This window comes from Hyphomicrobium sp. DY-1 (genome assembly GCF_047497105.1).
In the GTDB taxonomy this organism is placed as follows: Bacteria; Pseudomonadota; Alphaproteobacteria; order Rhizobiales; family Hyphomicrobiaceae; genus Hyphomicrobium_B.
Genome location: NZ_CP134870.1, coordinates 2618629 through 2643165 on the forward strand (window position 1 = coordinate 2618629; position 24537 = coordinate 2643165).

Consider the following 24537-nt stretch of genomic DNA (forward strand, 5'->3'; position numbering starts at 1 on the left):
GCGTCTCCGGAGCAGATGACAGGCGAACTCGGACGCCGTCATCTTGTTCCGCTTCGACTAAAAAATTGTGACTCCAATGGGGGCAAACGTTCCGATCGGGGAATATCTCTTGGCGGATGAGCCGGAAGGGGATTCGCTTGGCTCTCAGCGCGGCGAAGAGAAGGTTACTTCCGGGACGGAACCCGAACGATTGTATTGTTCCAGGTCAACGCATCTTGACCTAGCGCAGGCCAGCTAGTGGGCGGAGTCTTCGCTGTGGCTCATCCCAGCATGGGCTAAATCGCAGCGCCAACATTTATCAAAGGTTGTTCTCTTGCATCCCTCGAAACTGCTCCGCTCCGATATCGGTCCGGCCGCCGGTGTCGTCGTTCCGGCCGTTCTCCTGGGGGGGGCGCATGAGTGAGTCTCAAACTGAGCAGCCCCCGGCGGCCGGCGAGCAGAAATCGTTGAGCCATTGGTTGCGGACAAACCCGCTTGGTCCGGGAGCCAAAAAACTGGCAGCAAGGATCGGCCGCGATGCGCTGATCGTCATCGTCTTGATTGCGGCGGTCGGAGGCTATCTCGCCTGGAAAGAATTTTTCAGCTCGGCTTTGCCCCCCGGCATCGCCAGTGGCAACGGCCGCATCGAGGCTGTCGAAATCGATATCGCGAGCAAAATAGCGGGGCGAATCAAAGAGATATACGTCGACGAGGGCGACTTTGTGACGGCTGGGCAGGTCGTTGCGAGGATGGATACCGCTCAACTCGAAGCGCAACGGCGACAGGCCCAAGCGCAGTTCCACCGTGCGCAGATCGGGGTCGATACGGCGAAGAGTCTCGTCACCCAACGCAATGCGGAGAAAACGGCGGAGGTTGCAGTCGTCGCGCAGCGGGAGGCCGAACTCGATGCCGCCGAGAGTAAGTTCAAGCGCTCAGCAGAACTCGTCAAGACGAACGTCGTGTCACGGCAGACGCTCGACGACGATCGCGCTTCGAAGGAAGGCGCGGTTGCAGCAGTCGGGGCGGCAAAGGCTCAGCTTGCGGCCTCCGAGGCGGCAATCAGCTCGGCCGAGGCGCAGGTTGTTGACGCGCGTGCGGCCGTCGACGCCGCCAAGGCCGCTATCGACAGCATCACCGCTGACATCGACGACAGCACGTTGCGGGCGCCGAGAGACGGGCGGGTGCAGTATCGCGTCGCGCAGCTTGGCGAGGTGCTGTCGGCGGGGGGACGGGTGCTCAACATGGTCGACCTCAGCGACGTCTACATGACGTTCTTCCTGCCCACGGCGGAAGCGGGACAAGTGGCGCTGGGCGCGGAGGTCCGGCTGGTGCTCGATGCGGCACCTCAATACATCATCCCGGCAAAGGCAACGTTCGTTGCCGACGTGGCGCAGTTCACGCCGAAAAGCGTCGAAACGGAAGAAGAGCGGCTGAAGCTGATGTTCCGGATAAAGGCGCAGATACCCAAGGCGCTGCTTCAGAAGTACATCCGGCAAGTCAAGACTGGGCTGCCCGGCGTGGCGTACGTCAAGCTTGATCCCAACGCGCAATGGCCGGTGCTCGCAGGAAAGCTGGTGCAATGACGAGCGGCCCGGCCGAACCTGTACCCGTCGTCGCCCGTCTCGAAAATGTCAGTCTAAGCTACGGAAAGACGCTGGCGCTCGATGCTATTACACTCGATGTCCCTGCGGGGGTTATGGCTGGCCTGATCGGCCCGGACGGCGTCGGCAAGTCGAGCCTGCTGTCGCTCCTTTCCGGTGCGCGCAAGATGCAGGAGGGACGCGTCACCGTTCTCGGCGGCGACATGCGGGACGCGGCCCATCGCCGACGAACCTGTCCGCAGATCGCCTATATGCCCCAGGGGCTCGGCAGAAACCTTTATCCGACGCTGTCGGTCTTCGAGAACGTCGATTTTTTCGGTCGACTTTTTGGGCTCGGCCAGCATGAGCGACAGGACCGGATTGCCGAGCTGCTAAAGAGCACGGGTCTTGCCTCCTTTGCCGACCGACCGGCCGGCAAGCTTTCCGGCGGCATGAAGCAAAAACTCGGGCTTTGCTGCGCGCTGATCCACGATCCGGAATTGCTCATTCTCGATGAGCCGACCACCGGCGTCGATCCGCTCTCCCGCCGGCAGTTCTGGGAGTTGATCGACGGCATTCGTCTCGGCCGGAAAGGCATGAGTGTTCTCGTTGCGACCGCCTACATGGAAGAGGCGGCGCGGTTCGACTGGCTGATTGCGATGAACGCAGGAAACGTGCTCGCAACGGGCGCGCCGAGCGATCTTCTGAAGAAGACCGGTGCGCCCAATCTCGATGCAGCCTTCATTGCCCTATTGCCGGAAGATCAACGCCGCGGACACGTCGATGTCGTCATTCCGCCGCGCACAGAAAACAATGACGATGAGGTCGCGATCGAGGCCGATCATTTAACGATGCGGTTCGGTGATTTCACCGCTGTCGATGATGTCAGCTTCCGAATTACCAAAGGAGAGATTTTCGGCTTTCTCGGCTCAAACGGTTGCGGCAAGACGACGACAATGAAAATGCTGACCGGTCTTCTGCCGGCCAGCGAAGGCACCGTGAAATTGTTCGGGCGAGAGGTCGATCCCAATGACATGGCCGTCCGACGTCGCGTTGGATACATGTCTCAGGCCTTTTCGCTTTATTCGGAACTGACCGTCGCACAGAACCTCGATCTGCATGCGCGGCTCTTTCATCTGGAGCCCGATCATATCGCGCCGCGCATTGCTGAAGTCGTGCGCCGCTTCGATCTTTCCGACGTCATGGACGCATTGCCTGATGCGCTTCCGCTCGGTATCCGCCAGCGCCTGTCGCTCGCCGTGGCGATGATCCATTCCCCGGAATTGCTCATTCTCGATGAGCCGACGTCGGGCGTTGATCCGGTTGCGCGCGATCAGTTCTGGCAGATCCTCGCCGATCTCTCGCGCAAGGACAACGTGACGATCTTCGTTTCGACCCACTTCATGAATGAAGCGGAGCGTTGCGACCGCATTTCGTTGATGCATGCCGGCCGCGTTCTCGTCAGCGATACGCCGGCCGCGATCGTTGAGCAGCGCAAGGCATCGTCGCTCGAAGATGCCTTTATCGACTATCTGCAGGATGCGATCGGGAGCAAGGCGGGCAGCGCCGTTGAAGCCGACCAGATCGCCACGTCACTTGAAGCCGGTCATCATGCTGTCTCTGCTCGACCGGCGAGCCCATTGAGCCAGAGCATCCGGCGGATGCTAGCCTATATGAGACGCGAGACACTCGAACTGCGGCGCGACCCGCTCCGGGCCACGCTCGCGACGATCGGCAGCGTGCTTTTGATGTTCGTCATCGGTTACGGCATCAATCTCGACGTCGACAATCTGAGCTTCGCCGTTCTCGATCGCGACGACACGACAATCAGTCGTGATTACGCCATGCAGATTGCCGGATCTCGCTATTTCAATGAGAAATCGCCGGTCACCGATTATAAAGACCTCGATCGCCGCATGGGAGATGGCGAGTTGAGTCTCGTCCTCGAATTTCCTCCGGGGTTCGGACGTGATGTTGCACGCGGGCGAAACGTCGAGATCGGCGCCTGGATCGACGGCGCGATGCCGATGCGCGGCGATACCATCGCAAGCTACGTCCAGCAGATTCATGCCGAGTGGCTGGCGCAGAAGGCGCGTGAACTTTATGGCGATTCATCAGCGCTCGGTGCTTTTCAGGTCGCGCTGCGCTATCGCTACAATCCGGATGTAGAAAGTCTCGTCGCGATGGCGCCGGCGGTTATTCCGCTGCTTCTCATGATGATCCCGGCGATGCTCACAGTTCTGAGCGTGGTGCGAGAGAAAGAGCTCGGGTCGATCATTAATTTTTACGTTACGCCGGTGACGCGCCTGGAGTTTCTGCTCGGCAAGCAAATTCCGTATGTAGCGCTCGCAATGCTCAACTTCGTTTTGCTGGCGGCGTTTGCGGTGTTCGTCTTTCGCGTGCCGTTTACGGGCAGCTTTCTGTCTTACACCTTCGGAGCGCTGCTCTATGTGATCGTGGCGACGTCCATGGGGCTGGTGGTGTCGTCATTCATGAGCAGCCAGATAGCGGCCATTTTCGGCACGACGCTGATAACACTGATTCCGGCTGTCCAGTATTCAGGCTTGATTGACCCGGTGGCGTCGCTGCAGGGAGTCGGTGCTTATATCGGCAAGATCTACCCGGCGGCCTACTTCGTGACGATCTCGCGTGGGACGTTTTCGAAAGGGCTGGGGTTTGGCGATTTGGCCAACGACTATCTGGCGTTGCTGATTGCCATTCCCATCCTGTTCGGCCTAGGCGCGGCCTTCCTCAAAAAGCAGGCGACGTAAGATGCGCGTCGCGAACATCTGGCAGCTCGGGGTCAAGGAATTGCGCGGATTGATGCGCGATTCGACGATGCTGATCCTGATCGTCTATGCTTTCTCGGTTTCGATCTATTCGGCGTCGCGGGCGTTGCCGGATACGCTCAATCACGCGGCGATCGCAATCGTCGATGAGGATCAGTCGCCCGTATCGTCCCGTATCATCACTGCATTTTATCCGCCGTACTTCAGTGTGCCGCGGCTGATCACTCAGGAGCAAATGGACGAGCGTATGGATGCCGGCGCCGATACGTTTGCGCTCGATATTCCGCCCGAGTTCCAACGCGATCTACTTGCAGGCCGCTCGCCGACGATACAGCTCAACATCGATGCAACCCGCATGACGCAGGCCTTTACGGGTGGCGGTTATATCGAATCCATTCTCGCAGGTGAGATCAGCGAGTTTCTCGATCGCTATCGCTCGAACGGTGATCTTCCCGTTCGATTGACGCTGCGTGCTCGATACAACCCAAATCTTAACAAGACTTGGTTCGGTGCGATAACGAACGTCATCATGTCGATTACGATGCTGTCGATCATTTTGACCGGCGCCGCTCTCATTCGAGAGCGGGAGCACGGTACGGTCGAGCATCTTCTCGTGATGCCCGTAACACCATTCGAGATCATGGTCAGTAAGATCTGGTCGATGGGCTTCGTCGTGCTGCTGGCGTCGAGCATGTCGCTGATTTTCGTCGTGCAGGGATTGTTGCAGGTTCCGGTCAACGGCTCGGTGCCGTTGTTCCTCGTTGGCGCTGCCCTGGATATTTTCGCTATGACGGCCTTGGGCGTTTTTCTGGCGACGATGGCGGGGACGATGCCGCAATTCGGTATGCTGCTTATTCTTGTTCTTATCCCCTTGCAGGTTCTGTCAGGCGGCGTGACGCCTCGCGAGAGCATGCCGGCCATCATTCAGGATATCATGCTGGCCGCTCCGAACACGCACTTTATCATTCTTGCTCAGTCAGTGCTGTTTCGCGGCTCGGGATTTGACGTCGTCTGGCCGCAGTTCGCAGCGCTGCTTGGTATCGGCTGTGTGCTGTTTGCGCTCTCCATGTGGAGCTTCAGGCGCTTCCTGAGATAGCGGCCTCGCTATTCGCACGCGAGCCTGGCGGCTGCAAAATAAGCCGCTGAAAACTTTGGCATGAACTGTCAATTACTTCCCAGTCTGACCTGGATAGGTTTTTCCAGGCTGTCGGCTAGGAGCGCGCGCGGCGTTGGCTTGAGCCAGGGCACTATTCGTCAGTCCCATTCAGCGTGAGCTGTGCTCGGTTTCGCAAACGATGGAGTTTGAACGCATGCCGGAAGGTCGTCGCGTATCGCAACGTAAAAATTTCTCGGAAAATCGTGGCGGCTTGGTCCGACGTCTGTCGCGAACGCTCGGAGCAGTCACGGCGCTGTCACTTTTTGGCGCCTCTGTCGCGTCTGCCGATAGCCTAAACATGCTGGTTTGGGAGGGCTACGCCGACGCGAGTTTCGTCGAGCCTTTCAAAAAGGAAAGCGGCTGCGACGTCTCGGCTGTCTATGTCGGAACGAACGACGAAATTTTCGCCAAGCTGATGGCCGGCAGCGGCACTTATGATCTCGTGACGCCCTCCAACGACACGACGATGAAGCTGATTGATGCTGGATTGGTCGATCCGATCGATCCCGGCAAGATCTCAGCGGAGGCCGATTTCTTCCCGATGCTGAAATCGCCGCCGTGGCTGTCGAAAGATGGCAAGACGTACGGCGTTCCCTATGCCTGGGGTATCATTCGCATCGTCGTTGATGCCACTGCCGTATCGGAGCCGCCGACGAGCCTCGCATTTCTTTGGGACCCCAAGTATGCCGGCAAGTTCGCGATGTGGGATGATATCGAGACGCTCTACGAGGCTGCGCGCTATCTCGGGATCAAGAACGTCTACGACATGAATGACGAGGAGCTAGCGAAGGTCAAAGAAGCGCTTCTGAAGCTCAAGCCGAACATTCGCAAATATTGGACGACAGCGGGTGAGATGACAACCTTGCTCCAAGGCAAGGAAGTCATCGGCGGCAACGCATGGGAAGAAACGCTCGTTAAGCTGCGCGGCGGCGACCGCAAGCTCCTCGACGTCGTTCCGAAGGAAGGACGGGGCGGCTGGAGCGATAGCTGGATGATTGCGAAGGGCGCTTCATCCAACGCCTGCGTCTACAAATGGCTGAATTACGTGTCGAGTGCGAAGGCGCAAGCTCTCGGACACGCCGTTACGGGATTTGGATATTCGAACGGCAAGATGGTCGATTTCCTTCCGGACGATCAGAAGAAGTCCTTTGAAGAACTCGGCATGACGAATCCGGAGACGCTGAAGACCGTCAGCTGGTGGCAGCCGGTGAAACAGCGCGGGAAGTATCTGGAAATCTGGAACCAGGTCAAAGCCGCGCAATAACCACGACCCATTTTACTCTGTCCAAGCTGCGATCAAGAGGGTGCGCGAATGGCCGCTTACATAGATCTCATCGGTATTCGCAAGACGTATGGAACTTCGAACGTTGCAGCAGTCGATGGTGTGGACCTGTCGATCCAGAAGGGTGAGTTTATCACCCTTCTGGGCTCATCCGGATGCGGCAAGACAACGACGCTGCGCTGCATTGCGGGTTTCGAAATGCCGGACACGGGCACGATTCGCATCGATGGCGAAGACATAACATATTCGCAGCCGTCGGAACGCGACATGCGGATGGTGTTTCAGGATTTCGCTCTCTTTCCCAATCTTACGATTTCAGAAAACGTTGCCTTTGGTCTCCGCCTCAAAAAAATGCGAGGCCGTTACACCGAGGCGCAAATCCGTGCGCGGGTTGATGAATACTTGAGCCTCGTGCAGTTGGCCGATCACGGCAAGAAAATGCCGCATGAACTCTCCGGCGGGCAGAAGCAGCGCACGGCTCTGGCGCGCGCGCTCATCACCGATCCGGCGGTCGTTCTCTTCGACGAACCGCTTGCATCTCTTGACGCCAATCTGCGCAAGGCGATGCAGGTCGAGATCAAGCGGCTGCACCGGCAGTTCAACAAGACTTTCATTTACGTCACGCACGATCAGGAAGAAGCGATGGCGATGAGCGATCGCATCGTCGTCATGAATAAGGGGCGCATCGTCCAAAGCGGAAGTCCGCAAGAAGTTTATGCCCAGCCGAATTCCAAGTTTGTGGCGAACTTCATCGATCGGGCTAACGTTCTTACAGGCGTGGTCGATGCCGTCGATGGCCCGACGGCTAAGATCCGTTTGGCAGGCGGCGCAACGCTTTCGGCACCGGCCAACGCCGCGACCATCTCAGGCAAGACAGTCGGCGTGATGATCCGCGTCGACCGCGTTGCCATCGGTGAGGACGGATCTAACCAAAGAAATATTCTTCGCGGCACTGTGGCTGAGCGTCTCTTCCTCGGTGCGAAGAATGAGTATGTGATCGAGCTTGCGGACGGTGCCGGTCGGATAAGCGTGCAAGATCGAACGACCGGCGCGCAGGCCAGCATCGGCGATGTCGTGCCGCTTTCCGTTCTACCGGATGATATTCGCGTGTTGGCAGCTTGATCCATGAATGACACTGCAGCTTCCGTCATGACGACTTCAAGCGCCATCTTGGAGACGGCCGCCGAGATCAGCCCAGGCGCGCTGAAGGCGAAAAAGATCGAACGCGCGCGCATGCTGTTCTGGCTTTTGCCTCCGGCGGCTTGGTTCTTCGTCTTTATGATCCTGCCCTACTGCATGCTGTTCTATTACAGTCTGGGATCGGTCGATTACGTCGTCTTCAAGCCGGGCTTTTCACTGGCGAATTTCGTCAGGGTTTTTACAACCGAGCCATATCTCAGCGTGATGCTCAAATCAGCGAAGATCGGCATCTATACAGCGGTGTTGTCGTCGATTGTTGCGTATCCGTTGGCGTTCTATTTGGCGTTTCATGCTTCGGAAGCGACCAAACGCTACGTCTATCTTCTGGTAATCGTGCCGTGGTGGGCGTCTTATCTCGTCAAGGCCTACGCCTGGAAAACCATTCTCGGAACAGGCGGTCTCATCAACGCCTCACTGCTCGGGCTCGGTATAATCGATCATCCGCTGACGTTGTTTCTCTATAACGAGTTCAGCGTGACGTTGACGCTCGCCTATATCTTCACGCCATTTGCAGTGCTTTCGATTTACGCTCAACTCGAACGCATCCCGACGTCGCTTATCGAAGTAGCGCTCGACCAGGGTGCGACGCGTATGGAGATCTTCCGCAAGATCGTTCTGCCGATCAGCATTCCGGGCATCATCGCAGGCGGCGTCATCACGTTCTCGTTGGGGTTTGGAGATTTCGTGGCGCCCGCGCTCGTCGGCGGCGCGGATTCCATCATGATATCCAATATCGTTATCAATCTGCTGGGCGCGGCCTACGACTGGCCGATGGCGGCGGCGATCGGTCTGGTCATTATCGCCCTGGGGCTTGGGCTGGTTGCCTTAGCTCATCGCCTTGAGCACCAATTTCAGGTGCTCTTCTAGAACGGACGAGAGCAAATTGAATGCGCGCATTTGGAAACAAACCCCTTGTCGCAGGTCTGGCCGGAGCAGTGCTGCTGTTTCTCTATGCGCCGCTGCTCGTAATGGCATTCTTTTCATTCAATGCTAGCCAGTTTACCGGGCTTCCGTTCAAAGGCTTCACGCTCTCCTGGTATGAGAAGGTTCTCGAGAACGAAACGCTGATGCGGTCGATCGGCGCGTCCGTTTATGTCGGCATCGGAACGGTCATTCTGAGTATGCTCATCGGCCTGCCAGCGGCGATTGCGCTGGACCGCTACGAGTTTCAGGGGAAAGCCGCTTTCCGGCGGATCGTGATGCTGCCGATTGTGCTTCCCGGTGTCATTACCGGTGTTGCGCTTTTGAGTTTCTACATCACGATCGGGTTTCGGCTATCACTCAATACGATCATGCTCGGCCAAGGTACGGCTCTGACTTGCATCTATGTCACGGAAGTTTTTGCGCGTCTGCAGCAGCTCGGTCGGAGCCAGGAGGAGGCTGCCTTCAATCTTGGCGCTTCGCAGATCGAGACGTTCTTTAAAGTGACGTTGCCGAACCTGAAGTCCGCCATCTTCGGTACGATGCTGATCGTATTTTCGATCTCGTTCGACGAGATTGCGGTTACATACCTACTGACCGGCCGCGAAAACACTTTGCCGATGGCGCTCTGGTCGATCCTTCGTCGCGAGGCGACGCCGGAGATCAACGCCGTTGCGACATTGGTGATTGCATTTTCAATTGTTCTCATCGTGATCGGTGTCGTAGCTTCGCGCGGCAAAGGACTTGCGTCAGCGTCTAAGGCTTAGCGCTGTCTCATCCAATCAGTGACTTGTGGCGCTCGTCGGCGCCATGAAAGAAGCTCTTTCTCCCGAGGACGTTCGCGCGCGAACGGCGCCGTCTCGGTATTTGGCTGGTGTCGAGCCGGTGAAGCTTTTGAAGCTTCGTGAGAATGCGCTCGTTTCACTATAGCCAAGATCGAACGCGATCTCCGGAATGGTGCGATCGGTGAACGCCAGCATCGCCTTCGCGATTTCCGTTCGCACGGCGTTGCGAAGATCTGCATAATTCAGGCCAGCATCGGCGAGCTTTCGTTGAAAGCTTCTGACGCTCATGCCGAAGTCGCTGGCCGCGTCCTGGATGTCGATGCTCTTAACGCAGCATAGTCTGGCGTTGATCCATGCCTTGACGCTGTTGCTGAGATCGAGTTCAAGTTCCTGCGATCTTAGGCAGTCGGACAGCTCACTCTCCAAGCGGTGGTGCAGCATGCGATCATATGAGTGTATTGGGTGGCTCAGCTCCGAGAGTGGAAACAATATAGCGTTATAACGAGCGCCAAAACGTAGTGGGCAATGAAAATGCGCCTGATAACTGGCGAGATTTGCACCAGGAGAATGCTCGAACTCTAGGCATAGCGGCTCCCAGTCCTTGCCCAAAGTCGCGCGCAATACCGAGCACAAGACAGCCTCTGAGAAATTCGCATCCTGGACGCGATGCGAGACGGTTCTGTCGAAAATAGAATAGGTCAGGCGTGCAGTGTCGCCGCTGACGTTCAGCGCGCAGTGCGTTCCGCCCTGGAAGGTGGGAAAATACTCACAAAGCTTGGTGAGCCCTTCGCCGACGGTGCGGGCGGTGAGATATAACTGGGCGGCTGCTCCTAAGTCGTGAATATTGAAGAGTTTTCCCCACTTCATGCCAAGTGCGTGATCGTTCGTTTGAGTTGCCGCCATCTCCAGCATTGTTGTGAAGGCTGAGAGCGGAAGAAAAGGCGAGCGTCCAAACAACCCATCGTTTGCTATGCCGACGCGCGCGGAAATCGTCTCCGGGTCCATTCTCCGGCGATCGATCGTAGAGAGAACTCCGTTGATGATCGATGCCGCGATGACGCCCGATGAAGGCATGCAACTCTATCCCATAGTGTCGCCGTTGAGTGGGACAGCATCGCAAGAAGCGTACCACTTCGTTTGCGGCGACGTCAGATCACCTTTGAACGTGAATCTCTGTGCGGAGGTGGTTTCCAGATGAGCGCAGCAAACGGTTTCTGAGCGAACAGATTCGCTTTTTGGCGCCAACTATCAATTACAGTCCGTATGGCGCTGGCTAGGGTCTTTCGAGAAAGGACGATTGCCCTGATAGGGCGTCGCCTCGGCTGCTGTTGAAGCAGCGTCGTTCGGCCAAAGTGCGTGACCAACCAGAGCGCATTGCAACACTCGGGAGCCTAATCATGTCAGAAAGCTGTTGCTCGACGGCCGTGCTGGAAAAGTCATCGTTGGTCCGGCATCCATTGGATCCGTTATCGCCCGATGAGATCCGGAATGCCGCTGGGATCGTCAAGGCCGTCGCGCCATACGGACCGAAGACATGCTTCGAGTCGATCGGATTGGACGAGCCGACAAAGGATGAACTCAAGGCTTATGCCGAATGTAAGCCAGTCGAGCGGCGTGCGGCAGTCAACGCCTCAAGCTCCGAGACGATCGGCGTTACAAAGTTCGTCGTTTCTCTCGATACAGGAAAGGTGTTGTTCAGCGAAGACTGCCCCGACAAACGGCCAATGATACAACTCGAACAGTTCTTGGCTATCGAGGACATTGTTCGCGGCAATGCGGAATTCATCGCTGCGTGTGCCAAGCGCGGCATTACCGACATGGGCAAAGTGTGTGTCGATCCGTGGTCGGCGGGGAGCTTCGATATTCCGGGGGAGGAAGGGCGCCATCTCTGCCATGTTTTTTGCTGGCTTCGGCTCCAGGAGTTCGAGAACTTTTACGCGCATCCTATAGAAGGCCTCAACGCTGTGGTGGACATTAACAGCGGTGAGGTCATTCGGATCGACGATTACGGCGTTACGCCGATCCCGATGGCAGAATACAACTATGAACACCAGTTCTTCGATGAATTCCAGCCGCCTGCAAAGCCGATCAATGTCGTCCAGCCGGAAGGCGTGAATTTCAAAATCGAGGGAAGTCGGCTGACGTGGCGTAATTGGGCGCTCAATATCGGGTTCAATACGCGCGAGTCGCTGACGCTGCATGATATCAGCTTCAACGGCCGTCCGATCGTCCGGCGGGCGTCTATCGTCGAGATGACTGTGCCCTATGGTTCGCCGGACGCCGGGCACTTCCGTAAGCACGTATTCGATATCGGTGAATACGGAATTGGTAAGCTTGCGAACTCTCTGGAACTCGGTTGCGATTGCCTGGGCGTCATCAAGTATCTCGACGCGCATCTCAATACGCGCGATGGCGAGCCGTGGACGATTAAAAAGGCGATCTGCATTCACGAAGAAGATTCAGGCTTGCTCTGGAAGCATACCGATTTCCGCACGGAACGGTTTGAAATTCGCCGCGGCGCTAAGCTCGTCATTTCGTCGATCTGCACGGTCGGCAACTATGAGTATGCGCTGTACTGGTATTTCTTTCTCGACGGCAAGATCGAATTCGAACTCAAGGCGACCGGCATTATCAACACGACGGCCTGCATTCCCGGCCAGCCGGGAAAATACGGGCGCGAAGTTGCGCCTGGCGTCGTCGGGCAGATCCATCAGCACATCCTCTGCGCGCGGCTTGAGATGTGCGTCGATGGCGACAAGAACAGCTTTGTCGAGTGCAATACCTATGCCGAGCAGGAAGACGGAGAGAACCCCTACGGCAACGCCTTCTACGAAGAGGAGACCCTCATCAAGACGGAGGGCGAGGCCGCACGGACCGCAAATCTCGGTACGCAGCGCTATTGGAAGGTTATCAATCCAAACAAATTCAATCGTGCTGGAACGCCGGTCGGATACAAGCTCGATGCCCCGGATTGCCTGACGTCATTCGTTGCGCCGAATTCGTTTTCGGGCAAGCGCGCGTCCTTCACGCAAAACCACGTCTGGGTTTCGGCATACGATCCGACCGAGCGTTTCCCTGCTGGCGAATTCATGAATCATTCGGACGGATCGGGAGATATCAAGTCTTTCGTTGCGAAGAACCGCCCGATCGAGAACACGGATATCGTGCTCTGGCACACGTTCGGGTTGCACCATTCGGTTCGGCCAGAAGACTTTCCCGTACAGCCGTGCATTTCGGCTGGATTCAAATTGATGCCGTCAGGATTCTTTGACGGAAATCCGGCGATCAATTTGCCACCCGTCGTTAACGCTGCGAGTTGCTACGCCGACACCGGAAAATAGCTGCGTTGGAGGTCCAGTCCGTTTTGGGACGAGGAGGTTGACAGATGGAAGGCACAGCTTTGTTGGCCGGCGGGTTCGTCGTGGGGCTCGCGGGAAGTCTTCACTGCTCGTGCGTTTGCGGTGGCATTGCGTCGTCGCTGCTGTTGGCGACGGCGCCCAGCTCTTCCGCGCAGAGATTGCAGTTGCGCGCACTTGCCAGCATTCAAGCCGGGCGCGCGCTGACGTATGTGCTCGGCGGAGCGGTGGTCGCCTCGGTCGGTTCATCATTTGCGAGTTTGATGCATCTTGCCGGATTACAGGCAGCTGCGCGTATCATGGCCGCCGCTCTCCTCGTTGCAGTAGGGCTGTCGATTGCCGGCATTCTGCCGCGATACGGTCTTTTTAAGGCGGTCCCCGCTGTCCATGAGCGCATTCGTCGGCGGCTACCTGCACGGATGACGAAAGGTTTGCCGGTGGTGTCCGGCATGGTCTGGGGATTTGCACCGTGCGGCATGGTCTACAACGCTTTGATGATGGCAATGGTCAGTGGATCAGGGACCGATGGCGCGTTGTTCATGGGCGGTTTCGCAATTGCGACGATGCCGGCGGTCAGCCTCGCTGCGTATGGATCGGCGCGGGCCGTAGGTGGTGCGAGTATGCTCTCTTGGCCGCGTCTCAGAACGGCAGCGGGGACGATTGTTGCGATACTCGGCTTGGCGAGCGCCGTCATTCCGTCAGAAGCTCTGACAAGTCTTTGCTTGCCGGGTTAGGCAGTCGGAACGCTTCGTGTCTCTTGAGGCTCTGCGCTCGGGCCAAAGGCAAGGTTTCGAGGCGAGACGCCTATTATCGGCTGTGCTTTTTATCAGGTGAAAGTTCAGCGCCGAGGCGTTTCAGGGCGTCCGACATATCCAGTTTGTCGAGCATGATTTCGATGACGGCGGGGCCATCGTTGCTGCTTCTCGCCTGGCTCAATGCCGCCTCAAGTTCTTCCTCGGTTTCGACGCGACGCCCCCAGCCGCCACCGAAGACATCCGGCAGCTTGTGATAGTCCCACTGCTGAATATCGTTATATGGGCCTTCGTGAATGACGCGCTCGGTGGTGTAGCCGTCATTGTTCATGATCAGCAGCACGGCTGGAATGTTGCGTCGGCAGAGCGACGATAATTCCTGCACCGTCATTTGCAGCGCGCCGTCGCCGATGAGAGCGAGAACGCGGCGGTTCGGGGCAGCGATCGATGCACCGAGGACGGCAGGAAGGGCGTAGCCGATCGACAGGTAGAACGCCTGCCCTATAAAGCCAACATCATGATGCATGACGAGGTCGGCAGCGGCGAATAGGCTGTCCCCGGTCTCGGCAACGACGATGGTGTCGTCGCAGATATAATCGTTGACGCGGCTCATGACCTTGTCGACCGTGAGTTTGGCTCCGCGGCGCGCAATCGATGGCTTGGCCTCACGTTTGGCTACGCTTTCGAATGGGGGATGGGGCACCCCCTGGGCCGGCATGCGGTCCGCGAGGCCGGTCACCACGTCGCCGATCCATACTTGCTCGTAGACGTGTTGGCTGATCTTCAGGCGACCGGAATTTGCGAGGATCAATTGGCGGCCTTCGAGCTTGCCGGTAAACACGCCGAAATTGATGTCGCTGATCCACGCGCCGATGCAGAGCAGGACGTCACTGGCTTCGACGATTGCCCGAACATCCTTTCGCGACATGGCGCCTTCGTAAACTCCAATTGCCTGCGGGTGAAGTTCCGAGATGACGGTCTTGCCGAGGAGGGTCGTTGCAACCGGCAGCTTGCTCCTTTCGACGAGACGCATGAATTGTTGCATCAGGCCGTAGCGATGCAGCTCAACGCCACCGAGAATGACCGGCCGCTTCGCCGACGCGAGCAGGGCCATGACCTCGTCCAGGGCTTCGTTCAATGAGTCTGGATCTGACACGGGTGGTCCGGACGGCGTCTGCCGTTTCGAGGGCTCGCAGGGCTGATCAACGATATCGACGGGAATTTCGATCATGATCGGGCGCTTCTCAGAGAGACAGCGGGCAAGAGCACGGTCGATGAGTTGGGGTGCGTCTCCAGCATCGTCGAGCAGAACGGACGCTACTGTGATGTGTGCATAGGCATGCTGCATTGTCGAAAATTCGCCCACGCCGTGATGAAGCAGCATTGAGGAGCGGCGCTGATTTGTGCGCGGTCCGCCGACCAAGACCACGAGCGGAACCTGTTCCGCATAAGCGCCCGCGACGGCATTCATGGCGCTGAAGCCGCCGACGCCCCATGTCACGACGATACAACCGATGCCGCGGATGCGAGCATAAGCATCGGCGGCATAGCCCGCATTAAGTTCATTACAGGTTCCGATCAGGTCGACGCCAGATGCGATCAAGCGATCCATGAACGTCAAGACATAATCGCCGGGAACGCCAAAGGCATGCTCAAGGCCAGCCTGTTTGAGTCGCTCGATCAGGTAGTCGGCGACCGTTGTCGATTTTTCCGGCATTCCTTCCCCGCCTTTAAGACATGGCATCCAACTAAATTAGCCCTGCACAGGCACGTCGTCAGTGATAGATTCGGGGGTGTGAGTGGCCAAACCGCAATTTTTAGGATTATGGCTATGATTGTTCAAAGTATCCTCAAAGCAAAAAAGAATGCGCATGTTCTGACCGTTCGGCCGGACGACACGATCCTTAAGCTCGTACAGATGCTGCGGGCCGAGGGGGTTGGCGCAATGGTCGTCAGCAGAGATGGCCAAGCGTTGGATGGGATCATTTCTGAGCGCGATGTGGTGCGCGCCTTGGCGACCAACGAAAATAGGCTTCTGGCTTTGCCTATATCAGCTCTCATGACGCACGAAATCGTTACGTGTTCTCCCGGCGATACGATCGCGCACGTGACGCATCTGATGACGGAACGGCGTGTCCGACATCTTCCAGTGGTCGAGAATAATCATCTCGTCGGCATCATCAGTATCGGCGACGTTCTGAAACACCGAGTTGACGAAGTGCAGTTCGAGGCAGCGGTTCTTCGCGATATCGCGCTTGCGGGCCGCTAGCTCGGACAGCTATCGCGCGTTTTTGCGGTGAGTGGCCGCGGCGCATTTCCGGCGCAGCCACGTCATGTTTTGCGCCCATCGAATAAGGGACATTCATCTTTCAAATAACAGCGATAAGAAACGCATGATCAACATCACAGAAAAGACGTCGCCGCGGTTGTCGTATGCAAAGTCTTCAATTCCAAGCCCCTGGGCAACGTATCTTGCCCAGGTCGATCGCGTAACGCCCTATCTCAAGACTTTGGCGCGTTGGGTGGAAACGCTCAAGCATCCCAAGCGGACGATGATCGTCGACGTGCCTGTCGAAATGGACGATGGCATCGTCCGTCATTTCGAAGGCTTTCGCGTGCAGCACAATCTTTCGCGCGGGCCTGGCAAAGGCGGCCTTCGGTTTCATCCGCAGGTTACGCTGGAGGAGACAATGGCACTCGCTGCCTGGATGACGATCAAGACGGCGGCGATGGATCTGCCATTTGGAGGAGCGAAGGGCGGCGTTCGCGTTGATCCGTTTGCGCTGTCGGATAATGAGCTGGAAAAGATTACGCGGCGCTATACCAGCGAAATCAGCATCATTATAGGCCCGCAAAAAGACATTCCGGCGCCAGATGTCAATACCAATGCCCAGGTCATGGCATGGATCATGGACACCTACTCGATGCAGGTTGGGTTTACGGCGTCAGGTGTCGTAACGGGAAAGCCATTGCATCTTGGCGGTTCGTTGGGGCGCGTCAAGGCAACGGGACGCGGCGTCTTCGTTACTGGACGCGAAGCGGCATCGCGTATGGGCTTGAGCCTCGAAGGTGCGCGGGTTTGTGTGCAGGGTTTCGGCAACGTCGGTTCGTCCGCGGCGGAGCTTTTCGTTCTCAATGGTGCAAAGGTGGTCGCGCTGCAGGATCAGTGGGGCACCGTTATCGACGAGGCGGGGATCGACGTTCCTGCGCTGATGGCGAGCGCGCCGTCGAGAAAAGGGATCGGCGGGTCGCCGGATCTTAACGATGCTTTCTGGAACACGCCGTGCGATGTTCTGATTTTAGCGGCCATGGAATCGCAATTGACGGCCGAGCGTGCGCGCCGGACGACGGCAAAGCTTGTGCTTGAGGGTGCCAACGGACCAACCCTTCCTGATGCCGACGATGTTCTTACCGACCGCAATATTCTTGTGGTGCCGGATGTCATCTGTAACGCCGGCGGCGTGACGGTGAGCTACTTTGAATGGGTGCAGGATTTTTCCAGCTTTTTCTGGAGCGAGAACGAAATCAATTCGCGTCTCGATACGCTTATGGTTGAAGCATTCCGCAAAATATGGGCGTGCGCGGATTTCAATAAGGTTTCGCTACGAACGGCTGCTTATATCGTGGCTTGCGAGCGAATCCTGGCTGCGCGAGAGGCGCGGGGGCTATATCCGTAATAGCGGTGGCAGAAGATTGAAGAGGGCGCGAAACATATCGCGCCCTTGAAAGATTTTGCGATGGATGCGCCGAGGTGGACGCTATTACGCCATCCCTGGAACTGGCAGGCACTCCATCACTTCAATGTAGTCGCCGGGGAAAATCGTAAAGTGAGGATGGTTAAGGAACAGGCGCGTTGCTTCTTCCTGTGAATTGGCTTTAACCACCGTCCAGGCACATAGTTCGTTGCGCGCGTCCGACATGCCGTTCTTGTCCGCACGCTTTGTTTTTCCGAGAGGCGAGCCCATTTCGGATATGACGCCGTTATGATCGGCCATACCGGCTTGCTCGCGGTCTTTGCGCTCCGATTCAGGCAGCGCCTTCCAAGCTTCCATCGCGTCTGATCTTCCGAAGAAGACGGCAAGGTAGTTTTTCATTGCAGCTCTCCTTATGGAATTATTTTTTTACGGGGCCATTGATGGCCCAGACGATGCCGAAGGGGTCTTGGACTTGGCCATACCGGTCCCCCAAAACATGTCCGAGATCGGAACTTTAGGAGTGCAGCCCGCCGCGATCGCCCGCTCGTACCATGCGTCAGTGTTTTCGACGGCAAGCGTAATGTTGAAGGCTGCGGGCGGGACGGGCGGATAGCCGTGCTCTGGGAAAAAGTCGCTGAGCATCACGGACGAACCATTGATGTAGAGATGAGCATGCATCGTCCGTCCTTGTTCGTCGGGCGGGACGAGAGCGGCCAGGGTGCCTGCAAACGCGCGTTGATAGAACTCCGCCGCCTTCACTGCACCATCAATGGATAAATAGACGATGGCGCCACCTTTTACCGGCGCTTTGACACTTTCGGTCATGATTTCCTCCGTCTTTATCGCACCTCAAGGACGGCGCTTCCGGTCGCCATCCTACAGGGTGGATAAAAAATCATTCGGCGTCGCGGATGATCCGGTCCAGGTGCTGGCGAATATGAGCCGCCTGGGCCGGTGTCGTAGCCAGCGATATGGCACGATCGAAATCAGCGCGTGCTTCCGCCGTTCGACCGAGTTGCAACAGGAATGCACCGCGGGCGCCGAAATAATGAAAGTATCCGGACAAGGGCTTTTCGAGCGGTTCGATCATGGCAAGAGCTGCGTCGGGTCCGCGAAGTTTTGCTGCCACCACAGAGCGGTTCAACGTGACGACGGGTGAAGGCTGCATGCGTTCGAGAGCTGCATAAAGACCGTCGATCGCCAGCCAGTCGGTTTCCTTGAAGCTTCCGGCGCGGGCATGTGTTGCGGCGATGGCAGCTTGGACCTGGTATGGGCCAGGACGGTCATGGCGCATGGCTTTGTCCAAGAGAGCCACGCCTTCGTTGATCAATTTTGTGTTCCAGAGATTTCGATCCTGATCTTCCAGCAGGACTGCTTCGCCTTTGTCATCGAACCGGGCGCGCAAACGTGATTGCTGCAGCATCATCAACGCCGTCAGCCCGATGATTTCCGGTTCTGTTGGATAGAGGCGCAAAATCAATCGCGCCAGGCGAATGGCTTCATCGCATAGAGACGCGCGGGCAGGATCATTGCCCGCGGTATAGCCTTCGTTGAAGAGCAGATAGATCATCGTTACGACGGCCGCGAGGCGTTCGGATCGTTCAACCGGCCCTGGCGTTTCGAACGGTACGTCAGCTTTCGCTATTCGAGCCTTGGCGCGCGTGATGCGTTGCTCCATTGCAGCATCGCTGACAAGGAATGCGCGTGCGATCTGCGCGACGGAGAGGCCCGAGACGATACGAAGCGCCAGCGCAATTTGTTGTGTCGCGGGAAGCTCCGGATGGCAGCAGATAAAGAGAAGGCGTAAGACATCGTCTCGGTAATGCGAGTCATCCAGCCGCTCAATCAGCGGAGCTTCCGCATCGCCAAGATCGGAGATCATCTCATCAGGCGGTAACGCGATGTCGCGGCTTTTGCGGCGGGTGCCGTCGAGAGCTGCATTGCGGCCAACCAAGATTAGCCAAGCGACCGGATCGCGTGGCTGGCCGTTTCGAGGCCAATTGCGGAGTGCGCGAAGGCAGGCTTCCTGATAGGCCTCTTCGGCCATGTCCATATCGCGAAAGTAGCGAAGCAGTGCGCTGACCGCTTGCGGGCGGGAAGCGGTAAGTGTGCTGTCGATCCATGTCGGATCTTGAATGACCTGGCTCATATCAATAGGCTTTGATGCGATCCTTTGGTGCATTCTCTCGCGCTTCAGGCACGTAGAGGGCTACGGGACGTATTTCGTAGACGCTCGTCGGATTGGCCGCAGAGAGTTCACGCGCAACCGCCAACGCTGCGTCGAGATCGGGAACGTCGATGACATAAAAGCCGAGGAGCTGCTCTTTGGTTTCGGCGAACGGGCCGTCAATAACGATGTCGGGACCACGCAGCGTGGTTGCGGCGGTGGTCGGCAAGAGCCGTAGTGCGGGGCCGAGCTTGCCTTCCTTGACGAGCTTCTCGTGAACCACATTCAGCCGCCCCATCACAGCGTCGTCTTCCTCCTTGCTCCAGGACCAGACGACGTCTTCTTTATTGTAGCAAAGCAGCGTGTAGAGCATGGCGTCTCCTCTGTGTTTGCTTCCAGGACGTCTCAACGCCTGGCAATCCGACATGTTCAATAAAAAAATCGCAGTACGGCATCGGGTATAGGGCTGTCGCTCCGGATGGCGAATGAATATTCCAAAAAAATCACCCTTTCCTGTTGTCGGATGGGCGGCGCAGCAAACGTCTTGAAGACAGAGCGGAGCCGATAACGGCTTTTCCGCGACTGCGAAACAGGGAGAAGCGTCGTGTCGGATAAGCAGAAAGCGACTGCAGCAGCCACAAATACCGTTCGATTGCATCGTGTCTTTGCCACCAAGCCGGAGAAGGTCTATCGGGCATTTCTCGATGGCGATGCTATGGCGCGATGGCTGCCGCCTTACGGCTTTATCTGCCACGTCGCGCAGATGGACGCAAAGGTGGGCGGCAAGTTCAAAATGTCATTTAAGAACTTCACGAGCGGAAAAGTGCATTCGTTTGGCGGGGAATACCTGGAACTCATTCCGAACGAGTTCATCCGCTATACGGATAAATTCGACGATCCCAATCTTCCCGGCATCATTCATGTCACGGTTGTGCTCAAGGCCGTTTCAGTCGGCACGGACGTCAGCATCGAGCAGTCTGGTTTGCCGGCCGCCATTCCGGTCGAAGCCTGTTATCTCGGGTGGCAACAGTCGCTGGAGCAGCTTGCGAAACTCGTCGAACCAGATATTCCAGATTGAGTTTATGTGCGCATTTGCCGACGAGCCGCCATGAAGTACGCCATCAAAGTTGAAGTGCTGGATGTGAAGGCGAAGACATTTGCCTTCGCGTCGCAGAAGACGATGTATGACGGCAAAAAAATTGCTGAGGGCGATACGATCTTTGTATTCGCCAGCGAAAATGAGGGCGGTGTTGGTCTCATCGCGAGGGGTGTTATTGTCGCTGCCGAACCGGTCGCGAGAAAACTCGGCGTCGTGAGGCAGACACCTCGCGTAAGCGTGGTCATCAAACGGACAGGCCTGGCAAAGCAAGCTCTTGGTCGCAACAACCTTAAACTTTTTTCGGACTGGGACGATGGCCGGCCTGAAACAGAACTCAACTTCAAATTCTATCGACAGGCCACGAATAAGATTGTCGGAATTTCAGATGAAGCTGCGGCGTATCTGGATACATTTTCTTAGAATCTATTGCGCACTCGGCGTAGACGGTCGTTCTGCGAGTGACGAGACATCGCCCGCGAGGAACCGCATCCTACTTTGGCAGTGGGCCGCGGTTCCTCGCGCTTAGCGATTAGAAGCGTTCGCCGACCATTTCTTCGCTTTTGGCCCACAGCGCCTTCGCCCTTTCAGGGTCCAGTGCATAAGCGCGCACTCCGCCGCTCACGATGTCCATCTTGCCATCGGTTACGGACGCGACGTGGCAATCTTCGCAGTACTTTGCGCCGATTTCATCGGCTGGCGCTACGAAACCCGCCCACACGGTTGTTGCAGCGCCCTGCGGAACGGTCTTCCACTGGAATGGCGGTCTTCCGGCCGCTGCGGCTTGAGCATTGATCTGCTTCAATAGTTCATCGATCTCGCCGGGCTGCATATGGCGCGCAAGCTCGGTGGCGATGCCACCCGGATGTATCGCGGTGGCGCGAACGCCCTTTTCTTTGTGGCGTCGGTCGAATTCGACAGCAAACAGAATATTCGCTGTCTTCGACCGACCGTATGCGACCATGGGATCGTAGGGCGTATTCGCGAAATTCGGATCGTCGAGATCGACGTCGGAATAACGGTGGCCTGCCGAGGAGACGTTCACCAGCCGTCCACCGGGTGCGATCAATGAGGCGATGCGGTTGACGAGGACGAAGTGTCCGAGGTGATTGGTTCCGAACTGCATCTCGAAGCCATCTTCCGTGTGCCAGAAGGGCGTGCGCATGACGCCGGCATTGGCGATTACAGCGTCGAAAGGACGTCCGTCAGCCAGCAGAGCGTCGGCGCACGCGCGTACGCTTTTGAGGGAGGCGAGATCGAGATCTATAAATGTGATGCTGCCGCGGTTCTGGACTTCGGCGCGGGCTTCTGCCGTCGCACGCTCTGCCTTCGCAAGGTCGCGTACGGCACCGACGACTTCAGCGCCATGGGCTGCTAGCGCACGCGCGGTCTCGACGCCTAAGCCCGCTGAAACGCCCGTTACAAGTATGCGTTTGCCATGCAAGTTGACGTCTTGAAGGACATCTTCTGTTGTTGAGGTTGCTCCGAAAGCCGCGGCCATGACACTCTCCTTTTATCAGTAGACGCACGCCTCCATTGGCGGCGGAGCATTGTCTGCCGACCCGATTTGGCATAAAAGGAGGGTGCCTCCATTTATATACGGAGGCGTTCTCCGTTTATCAAGAGGCATTTCGTGTGTGAGCGATAAACGTAAGCCTACTGCGGCCCGGAAGGTCCGCGTCGATGCGGAGCGCAATCGGCTTCGCCTGCTGGAAACAGCGAAAGTGGTCTTTGCGGACAAAGGATCAGCCGCGAGCCTGGAGGAGATTGCACGCGATGCCGGTGTCGGCATCGGAACGCTGTATCGGCATTTTCCGACGCGCGATGCGCTCATCGAAGCTGTCTATCGCAACGAGACCGAGCAATTGATGGCGGCGGCTACACGGCTCGCGAAAGAGCGGCCGCCAGTCGATGCGTTGCGTGCGTGGTTGCTTATTTTTGTCGACTACATGGCGATCAAGCACGGGATGTCGGAAGCATTGAGTTCACTCGTCTGCGGACCGTCAGATCTTTACGCGTCATCCGGCGCCAAGGTCACCCAGGCGATCTCGACGTTGGTCGAAAACGCGACGGCGAGTGGCGATATTCGGCTGTCGGTCGAGCCTCTCGATCTTTTGCGGGCGTTGGCCGGCGTCGCGACGATTGCGACGGGTCCATCGGGAACTGATGCGGCCAAACGTTTGGTCGATATTCTCCTGGCGGGAATTTCCACGCGCACATAGTCAGGGTGACAGGCATCGTCTTGTCCTGTCGTGCGCAGGGGCAAAAGCGGGAGGCATTGTGTCGAACTACAAGATTTATCTGGCTGGGCCTGAAGTATTTTTGCCCGAATTTGGAAAGCCAGTCTTCGACGCAAAAAAAGCACTGTGTGCTGAATTTGATTTCGAGGGCGTATCACCGATGGACGGCGAGCTGGATCTCGGCAAACTCTCGGCGTTCAGCCAGGGCATCGCTATTTATCGCGGTAATCTCGATCACATGGAGAGATGCGATGCCGTGATTGCAAATATGACGCCCTTCCGGGGCGTGAGTATGGATCCAGGCACGGCATTCGAAATGGGGTTCATGGCTGCCACGGGCAAGCCGGTCCTCGGCTACACGCATGTGACGTCGCCGTTCCATCAGAGATCGAGCGGATATTACGAGCATGGTCGAGCAGATTTGCTGGAGATGTACAGCGCGGGCACGTCGGTCGAGCGTTTCGACATGCCGGACAATCTGATGATGGTGAGCGCCGTACATGAGAGCGGATTTCGCGTTCATCAAGTGGATGTTCAGGCGGGAACCGAACTGACTTCCTTGGAAGGATTTCGCTCCTGTTTGATTGATTTGTCGGCGCTTTGCGGCAATCGGCGAGTATAAGAATAGAACTCTTCGGTACGTCGGCCCTCGCGCCGTATGCGAACGATGTCTCTTATTTCTCTGCTGATAGTCGCAGATCATCGCTCTGTGTTGAGAGCGAACCTATAGGATAGGTGGTCGGGAGTTCCGCAAGCAAAAGCGCTTCGCCACGAATGCCCGCTCTCGCTAGGTCCAGGCCGTCGGGACCGCTGATGCCACTCATGCCCGTATACTCAAGTTCCGCTTCGGTGCCGCAATGATTTGCGTAGGCGAGAAATAGTCCATTCTCAAGTGCGCGGGCGCGGACGAATGTGGTCGGAACCTCGACAAAGGGAAGCATATTCGCGGTTGGCGCGACGATGAGATCAGCGCCGCGTCGCTTCAATGCGCGGGCGAATTCTGGAAATTCGATATCGTAGCAGATCGCCATTCCGATCGTGCAGTCGCCGAGGCGGGCGACGACCAATTCGTCACCGGCGGTGAACAATTCTTGTTCCTTCGGACCGAACAGGTGAATCTTCCGATAAAGCGCGACAAGATTGCCCTGCGTGTCGAAAAGGGCGGAACTATTGAAAACGTTTTTTCCGTCGCGTTCGGCAAACCCAACACATATCGCGCAGCTTTCGCGTGCTGCGATTTTAGCGACGGCGGTGAGCGAGGGGCCATCCACTGCTTCTGCCAACTCGGCTGCTCTGGAGCCGATGTTGTATCCCGTCAAGAATAGTTCGGGCAGAACGACAAGATCGGTCCCCCAGCATGCCGCAGTGTGGACGGCTCTACTGATCGTGGCGATATTCTTCGCTTTGTCCCCAAGCGCAGCGCTTACCTGACAGACAGCCAGTCGCATTTTATTTCAGCCCCGTATCCTGGATTACTCGTTGAGTGGCGCCTGCTTTAGCGGATGTGATCGCAAGTCTCTTTGCAAGTGTGCCGGCTTT

At 57.1% G+C, this 24537-nt stretch carries 22 protein-coding genes and 1 pseudogene; 15 read left to right on the top strand and 8 right to left on the bottom strand.

Features of this window, described 5'->3' with window-relative positions:
- Window positions 1–395: 395 nt before the first annotated feature.
- The 7 genes from RLW41_RS12380 to RLW41_RS12410 all read left to right on the top strand — a co-directional run bounded on the left by RLW41_RS12380 (window position 396) and on the right by RLW41_RS12410 (window position 9674).
- Window positions 396–1562, top strand: a complete 1167-nt coding sequence (locus RLW41_RS12380) for an HlyD family secretion protein (protein ID WP_414461616.1) — start codon at window positions 396–398, stop codon at window positions 1560–1562.
- Window positions 1559–4330, top strand: coding sequence for a ribosome-associated ATPase/putative transporter RbbA (rbbA, locus tag RLW41_RS12385; RefSeq protein WP_414461617.1), 2772 nt, complete (start codon window positions 1559–1561; stop codon window positions 4328–4330). Before RLW41_RS12380 ends, rbbA begins: the two co-directional genes overlap by 4 nt.
- A gap of 1 nt (window position 4331) precedes the next feature.
- The gene (locus RLW41_RS12390) at window positions 4332–5444 is read left to right on the top strand and encodes an ABC transporter permease (protein ID WP_414461618.1); all 1113 of its coding nucleotides are present in this window, start codon (window positions 4332–4334) and stop codon (window positions 5442–5444) included.
- Window positions 5445–5658: 214 nt separating this feature from the next.
- Complete coding sequence (locus RLW41_RS12395) at window positions 5659–6768, top strand: ABC transporter substrate-binding protein (protein WP_414461619.1); 1110 nt, start codon at window positions 5659–5661, stop codon at window positions 6766–6768.
- Between the two features lie 48 nt (window positions 6769–6816).
- Window positions 6817–7908: an ABC transporter ATP-binding protein gene (locus RLW41_RS12400; protein ID WP_414461620.1), complete on the top strand. Its 1092-nt coding sequence runs from the start codon at window positions 6817–6819 to the stop codon at window positions 7906–7908.
- Between the two features lie 3 nt (window positions 7909–7911).
- Entirely contained in the window at window positions 7912–8853 is a 942-nt protein-coding gene (locus RLW41_RS12405; protein WP_414461621.1) for an ABC transporter permease, read from the top strand.
- A 20-nt stretch (window positions 8854–8873) separates the two neighbouring features.
- The gene (locus RLW41_RS12410; RefSeq protein ID WP_414461622.1) at window positions 8874–9674 is read left to right on the top strand and encodes an ABC transporter permease; all 801 of its coding nucleotides are present in this window, start codon (window positions 8874–8876) and stop codon (window positions 9672–9674) included.
- A gap of 15 nt (window positions 9675–9689) precedes the next feature.
- On the opposite strand, the gene RLW41_RS12415 is transcribed toward RLW41_RS12410, so the two are convergent.
- On the bottom strand, window positions 9690–10766 hold the full coding sequence (locus tag RLW41_RS12415; RefSeq protein WP_409562020.1) for an AraC family transcriptional regulator ligand-binding domain-containing protein: 1077 nt from the start codon (window positions 10764–10766) through the stop codon (window positions 9690–9692).
- Window positions 10767–11089: 323 nt separating this feature from the next.
- On the opposite strand from RLW41_RS12415, the gene RLW41_RS12420 reads away from it, so the two are divergent.
- A complete protein-coding gene (locus tag RLW41_RS12420; protein WP_414461623.1) occupies window positions 11090–13033 on the top strand; it encodes a primary-amine oxidase in 1944 nt (647 codons plus the stop codon).
- A gap of 44 nt (window positions 13034–13077) precedes the next feature.
- The gene (locus RLW41_RS12425) at window positions 13078–13782 is read left to right on the top strand and encodes a sulfite exporter TauE/SafE family protein (RefSeq protein WP_414461624.1); all 705 of its coding nucleotides are present in this window, start codon (window positions 13078–13080) and stop codon (window positions 13780–13782) included.
- A gap of 73 nt (window positions 13783–13855) precedes the next feature.
- Here RLW41_RS12425 and RLW41_RS12430 read toward each other — a convergent pair whose 3' ends face one another.
- A complete protein-coding gene (locus RLW41_RS12430; RefSeq protein WP_414461625.1) occupies window positions 13856–15517 on the bottom strand; it encodes an alpha-keto acid decarboxylase family protein in 1662 nt (553 codons plus the stop codon).
- A 114-nt stretch (window positions 15518–15631) separates the two neighbouring features.
- On the opposite strand from RLW41_RS12430, the gene RLW41_RS12435 reads away from it, so the two are divergent.
- Window positions 15632–16069 carry a CBS domain-containing protein gene (locus RLW41_RS12435; protein ID WP_409562024.1) on the top strand — a complete coding sequence of 146 codons (438 nt, stop codon included), beginning with the start codon at window positions 15632–15634 and terminating at the stop codon, window positions 16067–16069.
- A gap of 124 nt (window positions 16070–16193) precedes the next feature.
- Window positions 16194–17477, top strand: coding sequence for a Glu/Leu/Phe/Val family dehydrogenase (locus RLW41_RS12440; protein ID WP_414461626.1), 1284 nt, complete (start codon window positions 16194–16196; stop codon window positions 17475–17477).
- An 84-nt stretch (window positions 17478–17561) separates the two neighbouring features.
- Here RLW41_RS12440 and RLW41_RS12445 read toward each other — a convergent pair whose 3' ends face one another.
- The 4 genes and pseudogenes from RLW41_RS12445 to RLW41_RS12460 form a co-directional block, all read right to left on the bottom strand.
- Complete coding sequence (locus RLW41_RS12445; RefSeq protein WP_414461627.1) at window positions 17562–17894, bottom strand: hypothetical protein; 333 nt, start codon at window positions 17892–17894, stop codon at window positions 17562–17564.
- Window positions 17895–17913: 19 nt separating this feature from the next.
- Window positions 17914–18320: pseudogene (locus tag RLW41_RS12450) on the bottom strand (VOC family protein).
- A gap of 70 nt (window positions 18321–18390) precedes the next feature.
- Window positions 18391–19644, bottom strand: a complete 1254-nt coding sequence (locus tag RLW41_RS12455) for an RNA polymerase sigma factor (protein ID WP_414464593.1) — start codon at window positions 19642–19644, stop codon at window positions 18391–18393.
- Between the two features lies 1 nt (window position 19645).
- Window positions 19646–20035 carry a YciI family protein gene (locus RLW41_RS12460; RefSeq protein WP_414461628.1) on the bottom strand — a complete coding sequence of 130 codons (390 nt, stop codon included), beginning with the start codon at window positions 20033–20035 and terminating at the stop codon, window positions 19646–19648.
- A 231-nt stretch (window positions 20036–20266) separates the two neighbouring features.
- Between RLW41_RS12460 and RLW41_RS12465 the strand changes: the two genes are divergently transcribed.
- A complete protein-coding gene (locus RLW41_RS12465; protein WP_414461629.1) occupies window positions 20267–20740 on the top strand; it encodes an SRPBCC family protein in 474 nt (157 codons plus the stop codon).
- Between the two features lie 30 nt (window positions 20741–20770).
- Entirely contained in the window at window positions 20771–21181 is a 411-nt protein-coding gene (locus RLW41_RS12470; protein ID WP_414461630.1) for a hypothetical protein, read from the top strand.
- A 109-nt stretch (window positions 21182–21290) separates the two neighbouring features.
- Here the strand turns inward: RLW41_RS12470 and RLW41_RS12475 are convergent, their stop codons facing one another.
- On the bottom strand, window positions 21291–22259 hold the full coding sequence (locus RLW41_RS12475) for an SDR family NAD(P)-dependent oxidoreductase (RefSeq protein WP_409562032.1): 969 nt from the start codon (window positions 22257–22259) through the stop codon (window positions 21291–21293).
- A gap of 136 nt (window positions 22260–22395) precedes the next feature.
- On the opposite strand from RLW41_RS12475, the gene RLW41_RS12480 reads away from it, so the two are divergent.
- A complete protein-coding gene (locus RLW41_RS12480; RefSeq protein WP_414461631.1) occupies window positions 22396–22980 on the top strand; it encodes a TetR/AcrR family transcriptional regulator in 585 nt (194 codons plus the stop codon).
- 58 nt (window positions 22981–23038) lie between these two features.
- Window positions 23039–23620 carry a nucleoside 2-deoxyribosyltransferase gene (locus RLW41_RS12485; RefSeq protein WP_414461632.1) on the top strand — a complete coding sequence of 194 codons (582 nt, stop codon included), beginning with the start codon at window positions 23039–23041 and terminating at the stop codon, window positions 23618–23620.
- 52 nt (window positions 23621–23672) lie between these two features.
- On the opposite strand, the gene RLW41_RS12490 is transcribed toward RLW41_RS12485, so the two are convergent.
- Window positions 23673–24446: a carbon-nitrogen hydrolase family protein gene (locus tag RLW41_RS12490; RefSeq protein ID WP_414461633.1), complete on the bottom strand. Its 774-nt coding sequence runs from the start codon at window positions 24444–24446 to the stop codon at window positions 23673–23675.
- Between the last annotated feature and the right edge of the window lie 91 nt (window positions 24447–24537).

Excerpts from the sequence above, each read along its gene's own strand:
- RLW41_RS12470 (WP_414461630.1), top strand. The coding sequence starts at position 20,771 with ATGAAGTACGCCATCAAAGTTGAAGTGCTGGATGTGAAGGCGAAGACA.
- RLW41_RS12390 (WP_414461618.1), top strand. The coding sequence starts at position 4,332 with ATGCGCGTCGCGAACATCTGGCAGCTCGGGGTCAAGGAATTGCGCGGA.
- RLW41_RS12430 (WP_414461625.1), bottom strand. The coding sequence starts at position 15,517 with ATGCCGGAAAAATCGACAACGGTCGCCGACTACCTGATCGAGCGACTC.
- RLW41_RS12475 (WP_409562032.1), bottom strand. The coding sequence starts at position 22,259 with ATGGCCGCGGCTTTCGGAGCAACCTCAACAACAGAAGATGTCCTTCAA.
- RLW41_RS12415 (WP_409562020.1), bottom strand. The coding sequence starts at position 10,766 with ATGCCTTCATCGGGCGTCATCGCGGCATCGATCATCAACGGAGTTCTC.
- RLW41_RS12405 (WP_414461621.1), top strand. The coding sequence starts at position 7,912 with ATGAATGACACTGCAGCTTCCGTCATGACGACTTCAAGCGCCATCTTG.
- RLW41_RS12455 (WP_414464593.1), bottom strand. The coding sequence starts at position 19,644 with ATGAGCCAGGTCATTCAAGATCCGACATGGATCGACAGCACACTTACC.
- RLW41_RS12490 (WP_414461633.1), bottom strand. The coding sequence starts at position 24,446 with ATGCGACTGGCTGTCTGTCAGGTAAGCGCTGCGCTTGGGGACAAAGCG.
- RLW41_RS12420 (WP_414461623.1), top strand. The coding sequence starts at position 11,090 with ATGTCAGAAAGCTGTTGCTCGACGGCCGTGCTGGAAAAGTCATCGTTG.
- RLW41_RS12380 (WP_414461616.1), top strand. The coding sequence starts at position 396 with ATGAGTGAGTCTCAAACTGAGCAGCCCCCGGCGGCCGGCGAGCAGAAA.
- RLW41_RS12425 (WP_414461624.1), top strand. The coding sequence starts at position 13,078 with ATGGAAGGCACAGCTTTGTTGGCCGGCGGGTTCGTCGTGGGGCTCGCG.
- RLW41_RS12445 (WP_414461627.1), bottom strand. The coding sequence starts at position 17,894 with ATGAAAAACTACCTTGCCGTCTTCTTCGGAAGATCAGACGCGATGGAA.
- RLW41_RS12395 (WP_414461619.1), top strand. The coding sequence starts at position 5,659 with ATGCCGGAAGGTCGTCGCGTATCGCAACGTAAAAATTTCTCGGAAAAT.
- RLW41_RS12400 (WP_414461620.1), top strand. The coding sequence starts at position 6,817 with ATGGCCGCTTACATAGATCTCATCGGTATTCGCAAGACGTATGGAACT.
- RLW41_RS12435 (WP_409562024.1), top strand. The coding sequence starts at position 15,632 with ATGATTGTTCAAAGTATCCTCAAAGCAAAAAAGAATGCGCATGTTCTG.
- RLW41_RS12410 (WP_414461622.1), top strand. The coding sequence starts at position 8,874 with ATGCGCGCATTTGGAAACAAACCCCTTGTCGCAGGTCTGGCCGGAGCA.
- RLW41_RS12460 (WP_414461628.1), bottom strand. The coding sequence starts at position 20,035 with ATGCTCTACACGCTGCTTTGCTACAATAAAGAAGACGTCGTCTGGTCC.
- RLW41_RS12440 (WP_414461626.1), top strand. The coding sequence starts at position 16,194 with ATGATCAACATCACAGAAAAGACGTCGCCGCGGTTGTCGTATGCAAAG.
- rbbA (WP_414461617.1), top strand. The coding sequence starts at position 1,559 with ATGACGAGCGGCCCGGCCGAACCTGTACCCGTCGTCGCCCGTCTCGAA.